At 33.7% G+C, this 17,078-nt stretch carries 17 protein-coding genes; 16 read left to right on the forward strand and 1 reads right to left on the reverse strand.

Annotated features, from left to right (window positions below; genetic code table 11):
• The 16 genes from OL233_RS01385 to murQ all read left to right on the forward strand — a co-directional run bounded on the left by OL233_RS01385 (position 1) and on the right by murQ (position 15,905).
• On the forward strand, positions 1 to 2,217 hold the full coding sequence (locus OL233_RS01385) for a heavy metal translocating P-type ATPase (RefSeq protein WP_275470580.1): 2,217 nt from the start codon (positions 1 to 3) through the stop codon (positions 2,215 to 2,217).
• A 240-nt stretch (positions 2,218 to 2,457) separates the two neighbouring features.
• On the forward strand, positions 2,458 to 2,970 hold the full coding sequence (locus OL233_RS01390; RefSeq protein WP_275470581.1) for an acetate and sugar kinases/Hsc70/actin family protein: 513 nt from the start codon (positions 2,458 to 2,460) through the stop codon (positions 2,968 to 2,970).
• Positions 2,971 to 2,972: 2 nt separating this feature from the next.
• Positions 2,973 to 3,917 (forward strand): FGGY-family carbohydrate kinase, encoded by a 945-nt coding sequence (locus OL233_RS01395; RefSeq protein WP_275470828.1) that lies wholly within the window; start codon positions 2,973 to 2,975, stop codon positions 3,915 to 3,917.
• A gap of 2 nt (positions 3,918 to 3,919) precedes the next feature.
• Positions 3,920 to 5,701 (forward strand): L-fucose isomerase, encoded by a 1,782-nt coding sequence (locus tag OL233_RS01400; RefSeq protein ID WP_275470582.1) that lies wholly within the window; start codon positions 3,920 to 3,922, stop codon positions 5,699 to 5,701.
• A 50-nt stretch (positions 5,702 to 5,751) separates the two neighbouring features.
• On the forward strand, positions 5,752 to 6,399 hold the full coding sequence (locus OL233_RS01405) for an L-fuculose-phosphate aldolase (protein WP_437184397.1): 648 nt from the start codon (positions 5,752 to 5,754) through the stop codon (positions 6,397 to 6,399).
• Positions 6,400 to 6,464: 65 nt separating this feature from the next.
• Positions 6,465 to 7,241, forward strand: a complete 777-nt coding sequence (locus tag OL233_RS01410; protein ID WP_275470584.1) for a DeoR/GlpR family DNA-binding transcription regulator — start codon at positions 6,465 to 6,467, stop codon at positions 7,239 to 7,241.
• Positions 7,242 to 7,468: 227 nt separating this feature from the next.
• Positions 7,469 to 8,359: an N-acetylglucosamine kinase gene (locus OL233_RS01415; protein ID WP_275470585.1), complete on the forward strand. Its 891-nt coding sequence runs from the start codon at positions 7,469 to 7,471 to the stop codon at positions 8,357 to 8,359.
• Between the two features lie 11 nt (positions 8,360 to 8,370).
• Positions 8,371 to 9,222 (forward strand): MurR/RpiR family transcriptional regulator, encoded by an 852-nt coding sequence (locus tag OL233_RS01420; RefSeq protein ID WP_275470586.1) that lies wholly within the window; start codon positions 8,371 to 8,373, stop codon positions 9,220 to 9,222.
• A 100-nt stretch (positions 9,223 to 9,322) separates the two neighbouring features.
• Complete coding sequence (locus tag OL233_RS01425) at positions 9,323 to 9,646, forward strand: PTS lactose/cellobiose transporter subunit IIA (RefSeq protein ID WP_275470587.1); 324 nt, start codon at positions 9,323 to 9,325, stop codon at positions 9,644 to 9,646.
• A 7-nt stretch (positions 9,647 to 9,653) separates the two neighbouring features.
• A complete protein-coding gene (locus tag OL233_RS01430) occupies positions 9,654 to 10,931 on the forward strand; it encodes a PTS sugar transporter subunit IIC (protein ID WP_275470829.1) in 1,278 nt (425 codons plus the stop codon).
• Positions 10,932 to 10,947: 16 nt separating this feature from the next.
• Positions 10,948 to 11,253: a PTS sugar transporter subunit IIB gene (locus OL233_RS01435; protein WP_275470588.1), complete on the forward strand. Its 306-nt coding sequence runs from the start codon at positions 10,948 to 10,950 to the stop codon at positions 11,251 to 11,253.
• Between the two features lie 17 nt (positions 11,254 to 11,270).
• Complete coding sequence (locus tag OL233_RS01440) at positions 11,271 to 11,537, forward strand: acylphosphatase (RefSeq protein ID WP_275470589.1); 267 nt, start codon at positions 11,271 to 11,273, stop codon at positions 11,535 to 11,537.
• Between the two features lie 58 nt (positions 11,538 to 11,595).
• Positions 11,596 to 12,693: a DUF871 domain-containing protein gene (locus OL233_RS01445; RefSeq protein WP_275470590.1), complete on the forward strand. Its 1,098-nt coding sequence runs from the start codon at positions 11,596 to 11,598 to the stop codon at positions 12,691 to 12,693.
• A 4-nt stretch (positions 12,694 to 12,697) separates the two neighbouring features.
• Positions 12,698 to 13,816, forward strand: coding sequence for an exo-beta-N-acetylmuramidase NamZ family protein (locus OL233_RS01450; RefSeq protein WP_275470591.1), 1,119 nt, complete (start codon positions 12,698 to 12,700; stop codon positions 13,814 to 13,816).
• 14 nt (positions 13,817 to 13,830) lie between these two features.
• Positions 13,831 to 14,982, forward strand: a complete 1,152-nt coding sequence (locus OL233_RS01455; protein WP_275470592.1) for a GNAT family N-acetyltransferase — start codon at positions 13,831 to 13,833, stop codon at positions 14,980 to 14,982.
• A 32-nt stretch (positions 14,983 to 15,014) separates the two neighbouring features.
• Positions 15,015 to 15,905 carry an N-acetylmuramic acid 6-phosphate etherase gene (murQ, locus tag OL233_RS01460; protein ID WP_275470593.1) on the forward strand — a complete coding sequence of 297 codons (891 nt, stop codon included), beginning with the start codon at positions 15,015 to 15,017 and terminating at the stop codon, positions 15,903 to 15,905.
• 310 nt (positions 15,906 to 16,215) lie between these two features.
• On the opposite strand, the gene OL233_RS01465 is transcribed toward murQ, so the two are convergent.
• Positions 16,216 to 16,986 carry a DeoR/GlpR family DNA-binding transcription regulator gene (locus tag OL233_RS01465; RefSeq protein WP_275470594.1) on the reverse strand — a complete coding sequence of 257 codons (771 nt, stop codon included), beginning with the start codon at positions 16,984 to 16,986 and terminating at the stop codon, positions 16,216 to 16,218.
• Positions 16,987 to 17,078 lie beyond the last annotated feature (92 nt).

A 17,078-nucleotide genomic window follows, 5' to 3' on the forward strand; every position in this document is an offset into this window, starting at 1 on the left:
ATGGCAGATAGTAAACAAAATAAGTTGGAAACACTAGCGATATCAGGTATGACTTGTGCTAACTGTTCAGGTCGTGTTGAGAAAGAATTAAATAATCAACCAGGTGTTAAGTTGGCGACTGTTAATCTAGCGACCGAGCGAGCAACAATTGAGTACGAAGCAGATCAAACCTCAGTTGAAAAATTAATTGATAGCATTGAAGCGATTGGCTATGGCGCATTACGTTATGATGAAGCGCATAAACGTCAAATTGAAGAAGAGCGTGAACAAGAAGTATCAAAAATGAAACGTGACTTGATTATCAGTGCTACGTTAAGTGCACCGATGGTTGTTGGCATGATTTTGATGATGTTAGGATTGGATAATCCAGTTGTTACCTTTATTCATAATCCGATTGTTCAATTAATCTTAGCAACTCCTGTTCAATTTTGGATTGGTGCTCGTTTTTATAAAGGAGCCTATCATGCGATTAAAACTAAAGCACCTAACATGGATGTGCTCGTTGCTCTTGGGACGTCAGCTGCGTACCTTTTGAGTATATACAACGGCTTTATTAGTAAAACAACACATGATTTATACTTTGAAAGTAGTGCTGTTATTATTACTTTAATTTTATTAGGTAAGTTTTTAGAGCAGCGTGCCAAAGCTAAAACAAGTGGTGCGATTAAGCAATTGATGACGTTACAAGCGAAAGAAGCAACTGTTATTCGTGGTGGGAAATCAATTGTTTTACCAATTGAAGATGTGGTAGTAGGCGACCGTATTCAAGTCAAACCTGGTGAACAAGTTCCTGTAGATGGTACTGTAATAGAAGGACATACGACACTTGATGAAAGTATGTTAACTGGCGAAAGTCTACCTGTTGAAAAACAAGCAGGAGATTCTGTATATGGCGGGACTATCAATACCACGGGGAATGTTATTTTTGAAGCGAAACAAATAGGCTCAGAAACAGCGTTGTCTCGTATTATCCGTATGGTTGAAGAAGCGCAAGGCTCAAAAGCGCCTATTCAAGCGGTAGCTGATAAAATCGCTTCAGTATTTGTACCGATTGTTCTTGTATTAGCTTTACTTACGTTGATTGTGACAGGACTTGTGACTAAAAATTGGGAAACAGCTCTGATTCACAGTGTGTCTGTTTTAGTTATTGCATGTCCGTGTGCGTTAGGTTTAGCAACACCGACCGCTATCATGGTGGGGACAGGATTAGGTGCTAAAAATGGTATCTTAATTAAGGGCGGCGAAGCCCTTGAACGTGCGGCAAGAATTGATGCCATTGTTATTGATAAAACAGGAACGCTTACAAAAGGAAAACCAGTGGTCACTGAATTTGAAGTGGAATATGACCTTGGTGATCCTTATGTGGTATTAGAAAAATTAGCCTCTTTAGAGAAGTTATCGGAACATCCCTTAGCGCAAGCTATTGTAAGTTATGCTGAAGAAAAAGAGGTTAATACCGATCTACCGGTCGTTGAGTTTGAAGCAATCGTAGGTTCTGGAGTTAAAGGGACAATTGATGGTAAAACTTATAATGTAGGGACCCGTCGCTTGATTGAACAACAAGGGATTGTGATTACTCTTGGCCAATTAGAACGTGTTAGTTTACTCGAAAGTCAAGGCAAGACAGCCATGTATTTAGCAGATAAAGACCGAGTGATTGCGATTGTAGCTGTAGCAGATGAAGTCAAAGAAAGTTCAAAAGAAGCGATTCAGCAACTTCACGATAAAGGGATTGAAGTCTTTATGTTAACAGGTGATAATCAGCGTACAGCCGAATTTATCGGGGAACAAGTTGGTTTAGATAGTCGCCATGTTTTTGCAGAAGTCTTGCCTGAAGATAAAGCGAATTATGTTCAAACCTTGCGTGACCGTGAGAAATTTGTAGCGATGGTCGGAGATGGTATCAATGATGCACCAGCATTAGCAGTAGCTGATGTAGGGATTGCTATGGGGACAGGGACGGATATTGCTATGGAAACAGCGGATGTTACATTAATGACAGGTGATTTATTACACTTATCTAAAATGACAACATTATCAAAATTAACCATGAGTAAAATCAAACAAAATTTATTCTGGGCGTTCATTTATAACACAATTGGCATACCATTTGCAGCTTTCGGATTATTAAATCCAATCGTAGCAGGTGGGGCAATGGCCTTTAGTTCAGTAAGTGTATTGCTTAATTCCCTAAGTTTAAACCGTAAAAAATTATAGAAAAAACGAGTCTCTACGTTAAGAGGCTCGTTTTTTAGTTAGCCTAATATTAGATGGTAGAGTTTTTAAATTTAAAATGAACAATTATCAAGCATTTTAAATGAATATGAACTTTTTTGACTTTTTGTGAATGTGGGTAAAACTGAATATGAATTTATTTTTTATTATAAAAAAGACTAGCATTACATTAATTAAAGCGCTATCATTTTATTGTAAGACGAATAGAAAGGCGTGTGAGTGATGACGAGTGTCTTAGCGATTGATTTGGGTGGCTCATCTGGACGAGCAGTGTTAGCAGAAATATCCAAAAATGGTCAAATTAAGTTGAAAGAAGTGACGCGTTTTGGTGATTATATGATTACGAATGGTCAAAAAGTTTCATGGAATTTTTCTAAACTTATGAACGAGATAAAAAAAGCGATTATGCTTGCAGAAAAAATAACACCAAATTTTGATAGTCTTGCTGTCGATACGTGGGGTGTTGATTTCGGTGTATTAGATGATTCAGGACAGCTAAAAACAGATCCTCGTGCCTATAGAGATTCCTACACAAATGGAATGTTCAAAATGATTCCTTCTCATCTTTCAAAACGTCTTTTGTATCTTGAAACAGGGATTCAAAGCATGGAGATTAATACGCTATTTCAGATTTTAGCACAAAAAAAACTTGGATTATTGGAAGTGACTGACAGTATACTTTTGATGCCAGATTTGATTAACTACCATTTAACAGGAGAAAAAAAACAGAATTAACAATTGCCTCTACAACACAGTTACTTAATGGTGGAACAAAAGAGTGGTCTGAAAATCTACTAGAAAGTTTAGAGCTGAATTCAGATCTATTATATCCCATCGTTAAACCCGGGACTATTTTAGGCGAATTGTCATCAGAACTGTGTGAAGAGTTAGAAATAACACCAAAAAAAGTAATTGCTGTAGGTTCTCATGACACGGCGAGTGCGGTCTTTAGCATTCCTAATTTAGAAAATAGTTTTTTCTTATCTTCTGGAACGTGGTCCTTACTCGGTGCGACAAGTCCTAAACCTTACCTTACAGATCGAAGTTTTGGCTATCAATTTTCTCATGAACAAGGTGTTGAAGATGATTATTTAATATTGAAAAACTTAACAGGGTTATGGTTGATTGAGGAATTAAAACGAGACTATAAGAAACAAGGGATAACGTTTAGTTTCGATGACATAACGAAAATTACAAAAGAAAGTAGAACACTTTCTTTCTATTTTGATACCGATGATAGTGAATTAGCTTTGCCGGGAAATTGCATTGAGAAGTTAAAAAATTACGCATTGAAAACAGGACAAGAAAGTCCGACCACACCAGGAGAATTTTTCTTAGCAGTTTATCATAACCTAGCTTTAAAGTACCGAAAAACTTTTGAGGAACTTGAGGAACTGATGGGAGTTAAGAAGGAGACATTGGCTATTGTAGGTGGAGGCTCAAATGCAGCTATACTTAATCAACTAACTGCTAATTACTTAGGTAAGAAAGTGTATGCTGGTTTACCGGAAGCTACAGTAGTTGGTAATACGTTATTGCAATTTATAACATTAGGTAAAGTACCGATAGATGATAAAGAAAAATTAGTAAAAGAATCCTTTTACTTTACAGAGTTTCAACCTGAAAAAGGGGAATGGAATGCGTACTATCAACACTATATAAATAAAATGGAGGCGCTTTAAACATGACATATCCAAAATTAGGAATTCGTCCAACGATTGATGGAAGAAACGGTGGGGTTCGTGAATCTCTTGAAGAAAAAACAATGGCGATGGCCTATGCAGCAAAAGAATTAATTGAATCAACATTGCATTATGCAGATGGGACCCCTGTTCAATGTGTCGTTGCAGAGCGTACGATTGGCGGGCGAGGCGATGTTGGTGTCGTTGATAATCAATTTTCGACTGAGAATATTATCGGGACGTTAACGGTAACGCCAAGTTGGTGCTATGGAACTGAAACGATGGATTTAGATAGTTCAACAATCAAAGCAATTTGGGGCTTTAACGGAACAGAAAGACCAGGGGCTGTTTTCCTAGCGGCAGCAATGTCAGGTTATGCTCAAAAAGGCTTACCTGCTTTTAAAATTTATGGTACAGAAGTTCAAGAGTTAGATGATAATTCTATTCCAGAAGATGTTCAGGCGAAAATTTTAAGTTTTGCAAGAGGTGTCTTTGCAATTGGTCAAATGAAAGGGAAATCTTATGTAAATATCGGGGCCTCTTCAATGGGAATTGCAGGGTCTCAAATTAATAGTGAGTTCTTTACTAATTACTTAGGGATGCCTGTTGAGTTTTGTGATATGACAGAAATACTACGTCGAATCACGTTAGAAGTATACGATCCAGAAGAATATGCAAAAGCTTTAACTTGGATTAAGGAAAAGTGCCGTGAAGGTATTGATATCAATGAAGGGAAAGAGTTTCCTGACATTGTGGTTAAATCTAAGGTAGTGCCAGCAGATAAGGATTGGGAATTTATTGCAAAAATGTCGATTATTATTAAAGATATTTTATTTGGAAATCCTAAATTAAAAAAACTTGGATGGGATGAAGAATCACGTGGTCGTAATGCGATTGCAGGTGGATTCCAAGGCCAACGTCAGTGGACAGATTGGTTGCCAAACTGTGATTTTACTGAAGCAATTATGGCGTCAACGTTTGACTGGACAGGTGCGAAGCAACCGGTTGCCTTTGCTACAGAGAATGATACATTAAATGGTGCTTCGATGTTATTAGGGAGCCTTTTAACAAATAAAGCAGCAATATTTTCTGATGTCAGAACGTATTGGAGCCCAGAATCAGTGGAGCGTATTACAGGAAAAAAACTTTCTGGCAAAGCAGAAAATGGAATTATTCATTTATTAAACTCTGGAGCTTCAGCTTTAGATGGAAATTGTGCAGCACGTGATGAAAACGGAACTCCTGTTATGAAAGAATTTTGGAATATGACTGAGGCCGATATTAATGCATGTTTAGATAATACTGATTGGTGTCGTGCGAATTATGAGTATTTCCGTGGAGGTGGGTTCTCATCGCATTACTTAGCTAATGCTGAAGTTCCTCTGACGTTAATTCGTTTAAATATGATAGCGGGTGTAGGGCCAACTCTTCAAATTGCAGAAGGTCATACTGTTATTTTAGATGAAGATGTTCATAAGACATTGGATGAGCGTACGGATAAAACGTGGCCAACGTTATGGTTTGCGCCTCGTCTAGGAGAAAAAGGGTTTGAATCTGTTTATGAGGTTATGAATGCTTGGGGATCTAATCACGGTGCTTCAGTTCACGGACATGTGGGAGCAGAATTAATTACATTAGCTAGTATGTTGCGCATCCCAGTATCCTTACACAACATTTCAAGAGAAGATATTTTCCGTCCACATGCTTTTAGTGGCTTTGGGACAAAAGACTTAGAAAGTGCGGACTATGAAGCGTGCAAACAATTTGGTCCACTGTACAAATAGACTAACTGCTGAGGCAAATAAAAAAAAGAGAAGAGAGTTCAATTATGTTGATGGAAAAAGAGCGTCACTTACTAGTGGAATTTGGAAACAAATTAATAACAGACGGGTACACATTAGGGACTGGTGGAAATTTAAGTATTTGTGATCGTGAAAACAACTACCTAGCTATTACCCCATCGGGCATTCCTTTTCATGAAATTAAACCGGAAGATATTGTTATTATCGATTACGAAGGGACTATTGTTGAAGGAGACAAGAAACCATCAAGTGAATGGGTGATGCATAAGTTATTCTATGAACGTCGTACTGATATTAATTCGGTTATCCATGGCCATACGATTTATTCGACAGTATTAGCGGAGTTGCGCTGGGATTTGCCGGCGACACACTATATGATTGCGGTGGCGGGTGATGATGTGAAGTGTGCAGAATATGCGACGTACGGGACACCAGAACTTGCGGAAAATGCCTTTAAAGCAATGGAAAATCGTAAGGCAGTTTTATTAGCTAACCATGGTATCTTAGTTGGTGGAGATGATATTTTAAATGCGTACAATGTTTTAGAAGAAGTAGAGTATTGTGCAAACATCTATTATCGTGCTAAAAGTATTGGAGAACCTGTTGTCTTGCCGAAAGAAGAAATGACATTAATGGCAGATAAATTTCAAAGCTATGGTCAACAACATTTAGAACAATAGTCGAAAGAGTCAAGGGGACCCCTCTTGGCTTTTTGCCGTTAAATTCACGAAATTGGAGGTGCACAATGGCAGATTTAGAAAGACATAAAAATATTCTTGAGTTACTTAAAAATGAAGAGTATGCAAATATTGATTATTTATGTAAAAAATTATATGTAAGTAAATCAACAATCAGACGTGATTTAGTAGATATGGAGAAAAAAGGTTTGATTGTAAGGTATCACGGAGGGGTTACGTTATCAAATGCTTCTAATAAAGATAATAGTTATAAGGTACGGCAGGAAGAACATAAAGCTGCGAAAGAATTGCTAGCTGAAGAGACAATAAAATTTGTTTATGATAATATTTCTATTTTCGTAGATTCTAGTACAACAGTTTTAGCCTTAGTACCACTGTTAAATCGCTTTAAAAACCTAGTGATTATTACGAATGGACTTCAAACAGCTCTTGAACTGTCGGAGTATCAGTTTATTGATACCAAAGTACTGGGAGGCGACTTACTACCAGGTTCGACTTCTATGATAGGGAGCCGTACAACAGATGAAATCAATAATTATAATGTTGATTTGTGTATCATGTCATGTAAAGGATTAAATGAAAGAGGAATCTATGAAGCCAGTGATTTTCAAGCACAGGTAAAAAATAAAATGATTCGCAATTCAAAAAAAGTGATATTAGTTTGTGATTCGAGCAAGTTTGATCGTAGTCTTTTATATAAATCAGCAGACTATGTAGCGATAGATACGATTATTACAAACGCTGAACCTTCAGCGACAATAAAAAAACAACTGAACGCAAGTTATATTAATTTCATAAACATAAAGAATGAGAAAAAAAGATAGTAAAATTATTTTATACAATATTGGGAAAAGCTGCTTTGTTTAATGGTTCTACAAGAAATAAATATTATTTTTAAGATTCTGACTGCAAATATCAATCAAGATAATTTAGGTTTGAGAATAACTCTATAAAATGATAAAAGGAATAAAATTCCTTAAAAAATTGAAAAAAAATTCCGAAAAGAGTATGATGGACATATTAAATAATCTTACTTATTGGAGGTAAATATATGAGTTATATTATCGGTGTAGACGCAGGAGGAACGAAAACTGAAATAACAGCATATGATTCTACAGGAAAAGAGCTAAAAACTGTTATCAAGGGATCAGGTAACTTTGTTGAAAATTTTGAGGATGCATTAATGGTAATTATTGAAGGAATTAAAGATGTAAAAATGAGTATCGAGAAAAATGAAAGATGTAAACATATTGTTGTTGGTGCTGCTGGTATAAATGCGAGTGGTAAGGGAAGAATAATATCCCAAAGGCTTAAAGAATGCTTTTCAGTAAAAGTAACTCTAATAGGAGATGGGGAACTTGCCCATTATGCGATACTTCAAGGAGAAGATGGAGATTTGGTTATTGCAGGTACAGGATCGGTTATTATAAACAAGTACAAAGGTATTTGGAAACGTTATGGTGGATGGGGACCTATTCTAGGTGATGAAGGGAGCGGATATAAATTAGGGATTTCATTAATAAAAAACTGCTTAATGGAATTTGATTTAAATAAAAGTCAATCTGAAATATCAAAATCTGTTTTAGAACATCTAAACTGTGATGATATTATGAAGTTACCTTCAATTATTAAAACATTGACTAAATCAGAAATTGCAAATGTTACCAAAGTATTATTATCCCACGATGATTCTGATCCACTAGCGATAAAGATTATTAAGAGGGAGGCAGAGGGGCTTGCTGAGGAGTATATAACATTTCATAAGACTTTTTTTAAAGATAATAATGCTAATATTGGTTTAAATGGTGGGATTATTATAAATAATGATACCTTTAGGGAAGCTTTTTTGAATAAAATTACTTCAAGTAATTTTATCTTGAAAGTTAAAATGCCACAAAATAAAATTTCAAAAGGGGCGTATTATTTTGATTTATTGCAATAAGGGAGGACTATATGAAATCTGAAGTTATGACACGGATTGAAAGTATGTATGAACAACTAGCTAATTCTGAAAAAAAAGTCGCTAAATATATTATCAGTAATAGAAAAGATATAATTGATATGAGTATTCAAGAAGCCAGTCAAAAAATAGGTGTGAGTGCGTCTACAATCATGAGATTTTGTAAAACGATAAGTATTGATAGTTATTCAGCACTAAAGATTGAATTAGCAAAAATAAATACAAATGAAACAAAGAAACCGTCAATTGATATAACGCCTAATGAAACTATCGATGGCATAAAGGATAAATTATTAGCAAATGCTTATTACGCTTTATCAGAAACTGTATCACTTCAAAAAAATGATAAAATTGAAAAAGTTACTGAAAAAATGCAAATTTGTGACCATATTTTTGTTTATGGTTTGGGGGCATCTGGTTTAGTAGCACGGGATATGACGCAAAAGTGGAATAGAGTAGGGAAACATTTATTTTATTCAGAAGATGTACATTTATTAATTTCAAGTTTATCAGCATTTAAAAAAAATTCAATGTTAATTCTGATTTCTCACTCAGGTAATACAGAAGAAATATTAAGGATTGCAAATATTGCGAAAAAGTTAAATATTTTTGTCGTGTCTATTTGTCAATTATCAAATAATCGATTATCAAAAAAAGCTGATATTTCGCTAGAAACAGTCAAAACAAATGAAAGTGAATTACGTAGTGGGGCAACAAGTTCGTTACAAGCCCAATTAATGGTTGTAGATATAATTTTTTACGCGTACCTAACTAAAAATTATGAAAATGCTATTGATGATATTGCGAATTCACGAAAACTTATAAATGAATTTTCTAAAAAATAAGGAATAATATTCCTTATTTTTTTATTTATAGTTGACAATAAATTCCGTTGTGGTAATATTTAGTTGTAAAAGCGTTTTCTAAATTAAGGAGGAGAATATTTTGGAAGAATATGAAATGATTATTTTTGAAATTATAAATCATGGGGGGACAGCTAAATCATTAGCATATGAAGCTTTAGAATTTGTTGAAAATGGCAATTATAAAGAAGCAGATAATTTATTAAAGGAGGCAGATAAATCTTTATTAGCTGCTCATAAAGTTCAAACAAGTTTGATCCAAAGTGAGGCAGCAGGAAAACATCATGAAGTAAGCTTACTTATGGTTCACGCACAAGATCATTTAATGACTGCTATAGAAGCGAAAAGCTTAATTGAAAAAATGATTTTAATTTACAAAAAAATTGATGGAATTAAGGAGAATTAATAAAATGATGAATAAGATATTAGGCTTTGTAGAAGAAAAATTACTACCACCAATGGCTTCCTTATCCGAACAAAAACATTTTAGAGCAATTCGTGATGGTATTATTTCAGCAATGCCATTAATTATGATTGGAAGTTTTTTTGTTTTAATGGTTAATTTTCCGATACCAATGTGGACTGAGTTTATTGCACCGTATGTTCCGAAATTAATGTTACCTTATAGAGTGACCGTTGGAATGATGTCTGTTTATGCAGCTTATGGTATGGGGGGCTCATTAGCTAAATCGTATGGAATGGATAGGACATCAGGTGGAGTACTTTCATTGGGCGCATTTATGATGACGATTATCCCTTTCGCTGCATTTTCAGAAAATGGCGATGCGTTAGGTATGGTTTTACCAATGCAGTATCTTGGTGGAAGTGGTATGTTCACAGCTATCTTATGTATGATTTTTGCAGTGGAAGTATTACGTTTATTTAAACAAAAAAACTTTACAATAAAATTACCCGAACAAGTACCGGATTCAGTTGCCCGTTCATTTGAAGCGATTTTACCAGGTCTATTTACAATGACTATCGTTTGGTTAATATGTGGTCTTGGAGGATTTAATATTAATGAAGCTATTATGAAATTATTTTCACCTATCGTTTCAATTGCAGGTAATAGTTATCTAGGTGTCATTATTCCAGTATTTTTAATCACTCTATTATGGGCAGCAGGTATTCATGGAGATTCTGTAATTGCTTCATTGATTCGACCATTATGGTTAGTGTTATTGGATGAAAATATGGCGGCTGTTGCTGATGGTCGTTTAGCTCCTAATGTCGGAGTTGAAGGTTTCTTCGATGTATATATTTGGATTGGAGGTTCAGGGGGGACTTTAGCATTATGTATTTTATTCATGATGAGTAAGTCTTCGTATATGAAAGAGATAGGTAAATTATCTGTAGTACCTGGTATTTTTAATATTAATGAGCCAATTATCTTTGGTGCACCAATTGTTTTAAATCCAATTTTAGCAATACCGTTTATTCTAGGTCCGTTAGTTGCGACTACCGTAACATACTTTACTTTAAATGCAGGATGGGTTTTAAATACTTCAGTTATTTCACCGTTTGCTGTTCCGGCACCTATTAAGGCGTTTTTAACAACTGGTGGAGATTGGAAAGGTATTATTTTAGTATTTGTTAATATAGCAATCTATTTTGCAATTTACTATCCGTTTGTAAAATCATATGAGAAAAAAATGTTAGCAGAAGAAGCAGAAAATGCTGAATTAGCATAAAAAGGAGCGTATTAAAATGAGAATATTATTTGTTTGTTCACAAGGTATGTCTAGTACTATTGCGGTAAATGCATTAAAAAAAGAGGCAGAAAAAAATAATGTAGATATGGAAGTTTTAGCTGTTAGTACTCAAGAATTTCAAGAAGAAGTTAAAAATAATTGGGATATGGCTATGGTCGCTCCACAAATAAAGCATCGTTTTAAATTGTTAAAAGGTAATGCAGATGATGCAGGTGTTCCATGTGAACTTATTGAACCTATGGCATATAGTCCGATGGGCGGTCCAAAATTATTTAAGAAAGTTATGGAAATTATTGGTTAGAGAGTAGGGTGAAGATAGTGAGAGTAAAAGTTATTTGTACGGGAAACTTTAAAGATGGTGGAGCCCGCTATGTTGCACAGAGATTAGCATTAAAAAATAGTATTAAAGGGTTCGCTAAAAAAGAAAATGAATCAACGATGAGCTTAGAGTTACAAGGAGATGAAACTTCTGTAAATCAATTATTAGAAACTTTTTCAAAAGGTAATGCATTTTATAGTGTAGAAACAATAGAAAAAGAGTTAATTGATGAAGTTTCAACAGAAAAATTCTTTTCAATTAAATAATCAGAATAAAAAAACTTAGATAATTTTATCTAAGTTTTTATTCTAAAAAGGAGTTATTATGAGAAAATTAGGAATATCAATTTATCCTGAAAAATCTACTATGAATGAAATGAAAAATTATATAGAGAGTGCAGCAAGAGTTGGCGTATCAAGGATGTTTACTTGCTTACTATCTATGGACGAGAGAAAAAAAAATGATACAATAAAAAATTTATATGAAATTGTGTCTTTTGCTAAGAAATATAAATTTGAAATTATCATAGATATTAATCCTAAAGTACTTGGGATGTTAGGGATAGAATTTAATGATTTAAGTTTTTTTAAAGAACTAAATGTGGATGGAATTCGATTAGATTATGGTTTTGGTGGTAATGAGGAATCTCTTATGACTTTTAATCCTGAAAATTTAGATATTGAAATTAATATGAGTAATGATACTCATTATATTGAGACAATTATGGATTTTTATCCAAATCGTTATAAATTAAGAGGATGTCATAATTTTTATCCGCATAGATATTCGGGATTAAGTATCAGCCATTTTAAATCATGTAGTCACCGTTTTAAAAAATTTGGATTGAAAACAGCCGCTTTTGTTACAAGTCAAGCAACGAATACATTCGGACCATGGCCTGTAACGGAGGGCTTGCCGACTTTGGAAGCACACCGAGACCTACCATTGCTATTACAAATAAAACATTTAATAGCAATGGATGAAGTTGATGATATTATTATTTCTAATTGTTACCCTACAGATGAGGAATTATATAGTTTAAATGAGCTGTCATTGTGCTTGACTACTTTAAACGTTGTATTAGAAAAAAATATACCAGATGTTGAACGTAGCATATTGCTAGATGAACTTCATTATAATAGAGGTGATGTTTCTGGAAATATGATTCGTTCTACAGTTAGTAGAGTCAAATATAAAGGGCATAATTTCAGTATATTTAATGTACCAGATATTATTAGACGTGGTGATGTTATCGTAGAAAGTAGCTTATATGGGCATTATGCAGGAGAAATGCAAATAGCCTTAACTGATATGGTAAATAGCGGAAAATCAAATGTAGTAGGACAAATATCGTCTGAAGAGTTATTCTTGCTAGATGAAGTTAAGCCCTGGAAAAAGTTTAAATTAAAAGAAGCGAAGTGATTAAATGCTAGTAAATGTCAAAAATGGAGTTGACCGGTTAAATGAATTTGAAGAAATATTCAGAAATAAAAAAATTGGTTTAATAACAAATATCACTGGTATGACTAAAAGTTTTATCTCCACGGTTGATGCTTTAGATGATTATGGGGACGTTAAAGTCTTATTTGCTCCCGAGCATGGGGTTAGAGGCGATAAACAAGCTGGTGAAGTTCTGGGTAGCTATTATGACAGTTTTTATAAAAAAGATGTCATAAGTTTGTATGGTGATAAAAAGGCACCAAGTATTGAGGAAATCAAAAATTTAGATCTTTTAGTATATGACATTCAAGATATTGGGACACGATATTATACTTTTATTTATACGATGTATCTATCAATGAAAGCTTGTGAAAATGCTGGAATTAAATTTATTATTCTAGATAGGCCTGATATATTCGGGGGGGAGCAAGTGTCTGGAAATATGATTAATCCACAGTTATTCTCATTTGTTGGTGATTTACCACTGCCTAATCAGTACGGAATGACTGTGGGAGAGTTAGCGTTATTTACCAGGAAAGAATTAAATATTACTGTTGATTTACAAGTTATAAAGATGGTGGGGTGGTACAGGGGGCTAGCTTTTTCAGAAACAGATCTTCCATGGATTGCTCCATCACCAAATATTCCGACAGTTGAAACGGCTAAGTATTATGTTGGGACATGTCTTTTTGAAGGAACTAATTTATCAGAAGGGCGAGGAACGACACTGCCATTTGAGCAAGTAGGCGCCCCTTGGTTGGATAACGATGGTTTATGTAAAGAATTAAATACAATTTTTAAAAACGAATGTATCCATTTTCAACCTGTATTTTTTACACCCACTTTTTCTAAGTATAAGAATCAGCTTTGTGCGGGGATAAAATTATATGTTGAGGACTTTTTTCAAGTAGACATAATTGAAATTGTAATAGAGGTAATTAAGCTAATTAGTTTAAAACATGATGAATTCAAAATAAATATTCCTTTCGAAAATTCCAAACACCTATTTTATGAGCATTTATCTGGTTATTTTTTAGATGAGATTCCGAAAAAGAATCTAAGTGAGTTTAATAAGAAAAGGGAACATATTTTGCTCTATAAGTAAAGGTGGTATATAAAATGGAGATTAGAAAAATCAAAAAAAGTGAAAAAAATCAAATGGTGACTTTGAGAGATTATTGTTTTAGTAAAAAATATAATAATGCTAAACTTTTAGATTATAAATATTGGACTCAAATTAGTGAGTGTATAGGGTTGTTTGATGGAGATAAACTAGGTGGACAATTGATCATATTGCCATTGAGAATGAATCTTTATGGAAGAGACTGTCGATTTGGTGGTATAGGTTTTGTTGGACTATATCCAGAATATCGTTCTGGTGGTTATATGAAAAAAATTATTATAAAATCTTTAGAAACTATGAGAGAAAATGGACAGCTTCTTTCTATATTAGGACCATTTTCAATTTCATATTACAGAAAAATGGGTTGGGAAATATTGTATGATGTAGTCTCTTATGAAGTTAATATGTCTGATTTTCCAAGGTTTGATAAAATACTAAATCTACATTTTGAACGTTTTGATTTTAATAATATAGATATATCGAATGTAAAAGAAATACATAATAGAGCAGTTCAAAAAAATAATGGTTGGATGTATCGTACAGAGGATTGGTGGAAGCGTCTAGAGTCAAGAGAACCAGATTCTATGTTTGCAGTATTTGAAAAAGGATATTTAAGATATAACAAAGAAGGTACATCATTTATAATAAATGATTTTGTTTTTCTTGATTCAGAAACTGAAAAGAATTTATACAATTTTATTTCATTACATCGATCAAATTTCTTTGTTGTTAAAGGAGTAACTTCAATAGATAGTAGTATGAGTTATCGCCTTTCAAACACTCAAGCGATTCGTTCATTAGGGAATAATGTTATGGCTCGCATTGTTGATGTTGAAAAATATATAAGTTTTCTTGAAAAAAAAATAGATAGCCCGCTATATATTAAAGTAACTGATCAATTGTGTTCTTGGAATAACAAAATATTTTTATTAGATAAAGATAATATAGAAGTCGTAGATATTTTAAATATAGAAGACCAAGATAGTTGGGTGAAGGTTGATATTGCGACGCTAAGTGCCAGTATTTTAGGATATTTTAAAATGAATAAAATGGAATCGCTTGATCTAATTAGAGGATCTCAAAGTGGTAAATTATTATATGAAAAACTTATACCAAAAGATACGACAATAATGTTTGAGCATTTTTAAATAAGATTTGATGGAAAGAAGAGGATCAGGGAATGGATTTGAAAAGTCTTACAACGGAACAACAAAACCAAAACTCAATGAATTTGGACAGTTTGAGTGTTAGAGAAATTCTTGAGTTGATGAATGAAGAGACTAAAAATATACCACTAGCAATTGACTCAGAAATACCTGGGATTGTAAAAATAATCAACGCAACAATTGACTCACTGAATAAAGGGGGACGCTTAATTTATTTAGGTGCAGGGACTTCAGGAAGATTAGGGATACTAGATGCGGTAGAATGTGTTCCTACATTTAGTACAGACCCTGATATGGTACAAGGAATTATAGCTGGTGGAGAGGCAGCTATGATGCTAGCTGTTGAAGGTGCGGAGGATTCTAAGGAACTAGGTCGCCAAGATTTAATTGACCGTAATTTATCAAAAGATGATGTTGTTGTAGGAATAGCAGCGAGTGGCCGTACACCATATGTCATAGGCGGCTTAGAATATGCTAATGAAATAGGAGCTACTACTGCAAGTGTGTGCTGTAATAAAAATGCAGAAATTTCTAAGTATGCAACTTTTTCTACTGAAATTGACGCAGGACCAGAGGTTTTAACAGGTTCTACACGTTTGAAAGCGGGAACAAGTCAAAAGCTTGTTTTAAATATGATCTCAACAGCTTCAATGATAGGTATTGGTAAAACTTATAAGAATCTAATGGTTGATGTTAAACCAACGAATCAGAAATTAATTGAAAGAGCGAAAGGGATAGTCATGACAGCTGCTGAATGTGATTATGAAACAGCGGAATCTGCATTGCAAAAAACTGAAGGTAATGTAAAAGTTGCTATTGTTATGGTATTGTGTCATATCGATGTTTTCGAAGCCAAAGAACTGCTGAAAAAGTCTGATGGTTTCATCAGTAAAATTGTCAATTAAAAAATACTGAATGAGATTATAAAAACAGTCCTATCATTATTGTTAGGGCTGTTTTATTGTATTTTTTTAATCGTAAATAGAATATTAAATCATATGAGTGGTATTAAAGTTATATTAAAAAAATTACTTGTTGTCTATACAAACGAAAAAGCACTAAGATGGTTGCCCATCCTAGTGCTTTTAATCTTGCCTCTAACACACCTTCCACAAAGTATTACCGTTAGAGGGGGGACTCCCACTGCGAGTCCCGTGTCGCCTCATCGCATGTTGAAAGTATAACACATTAGGTTAGGGAATACTAGCTAGTTTTTTAAAGCGTAACTTGAATAAGTTGAATGTTATATTTTTCAAGTTGATTGATATAAATATTAGGTAAGTATGAATCAGTAATAATGTAGTCGAAATCTTTAATATTAGCGAAATGGTCTTCCGATTCTTTCCCAAATTTACGATAGTCAGCCAATAGTATTTTAGTACGGGTTGTGTGTTTAACCATTGTTTCATTAATTTTACTTTCAGTCATAACCGATGAAAAAACATGACCTGTTTCTAGTGATATTCCATAACACCCTACGATACATACTTGTGCAAATTTAGTTTCTAATAGTTTTATTGCATCTAATCCTGTAAGGGATTTTTTATTTGGCCTAAGTGTTCCACCTGTCAAAATTATTTTTTTATTAGTATCTAGATCGAGTTTAAAGATGTGCATATTATTCGTGATAATTGTATTGGAGTGATGATTAAGGTAATTTAATGATTTTAAAGCAGTGGAGCTGCTGTTAATAAAGACAGTATCCTCATTTTTGATAAGTGAGGAAGAGAATTTAGCGATTTCTTCTTTAATTTTTGTAGGACCAAAACTATCGAAGTTTGGTGAATAGTCAGGATTAAAGTAAACGTATCCATATTTTTTTACTAAAGCCTCTTTTTCGTGTAGTTCATTGATATCTCGTCTAACTGTATTAATAGAACAGTCAAGTAGGAGTGAAAGTTGGTGAGGAGTCATTTTATCATTTATTTTTAAAAGGTTAATCAATTTATTTTGACGATTTAAAATATGTTCTGTTGTATTTTTCATAAGACATCTCCTGTTCAAAAAACGTTAAACTGTTAACAAAACCATAAAACAACCATAAAAAACTCGTAAAACACTTTTTATTATAAAGAAAA

The sequence above is a fragment of the Vagococcus proximus genome, from assembly GCF_029143285.1.
In the GTDB taxonomy this organism is placed as follows: domain Bacteria; phylum Bacillota; class Bacilli; order Lactobacillales; family Vagococcaceae; genus Vagococcus_D; species Vagococcus_D proximus.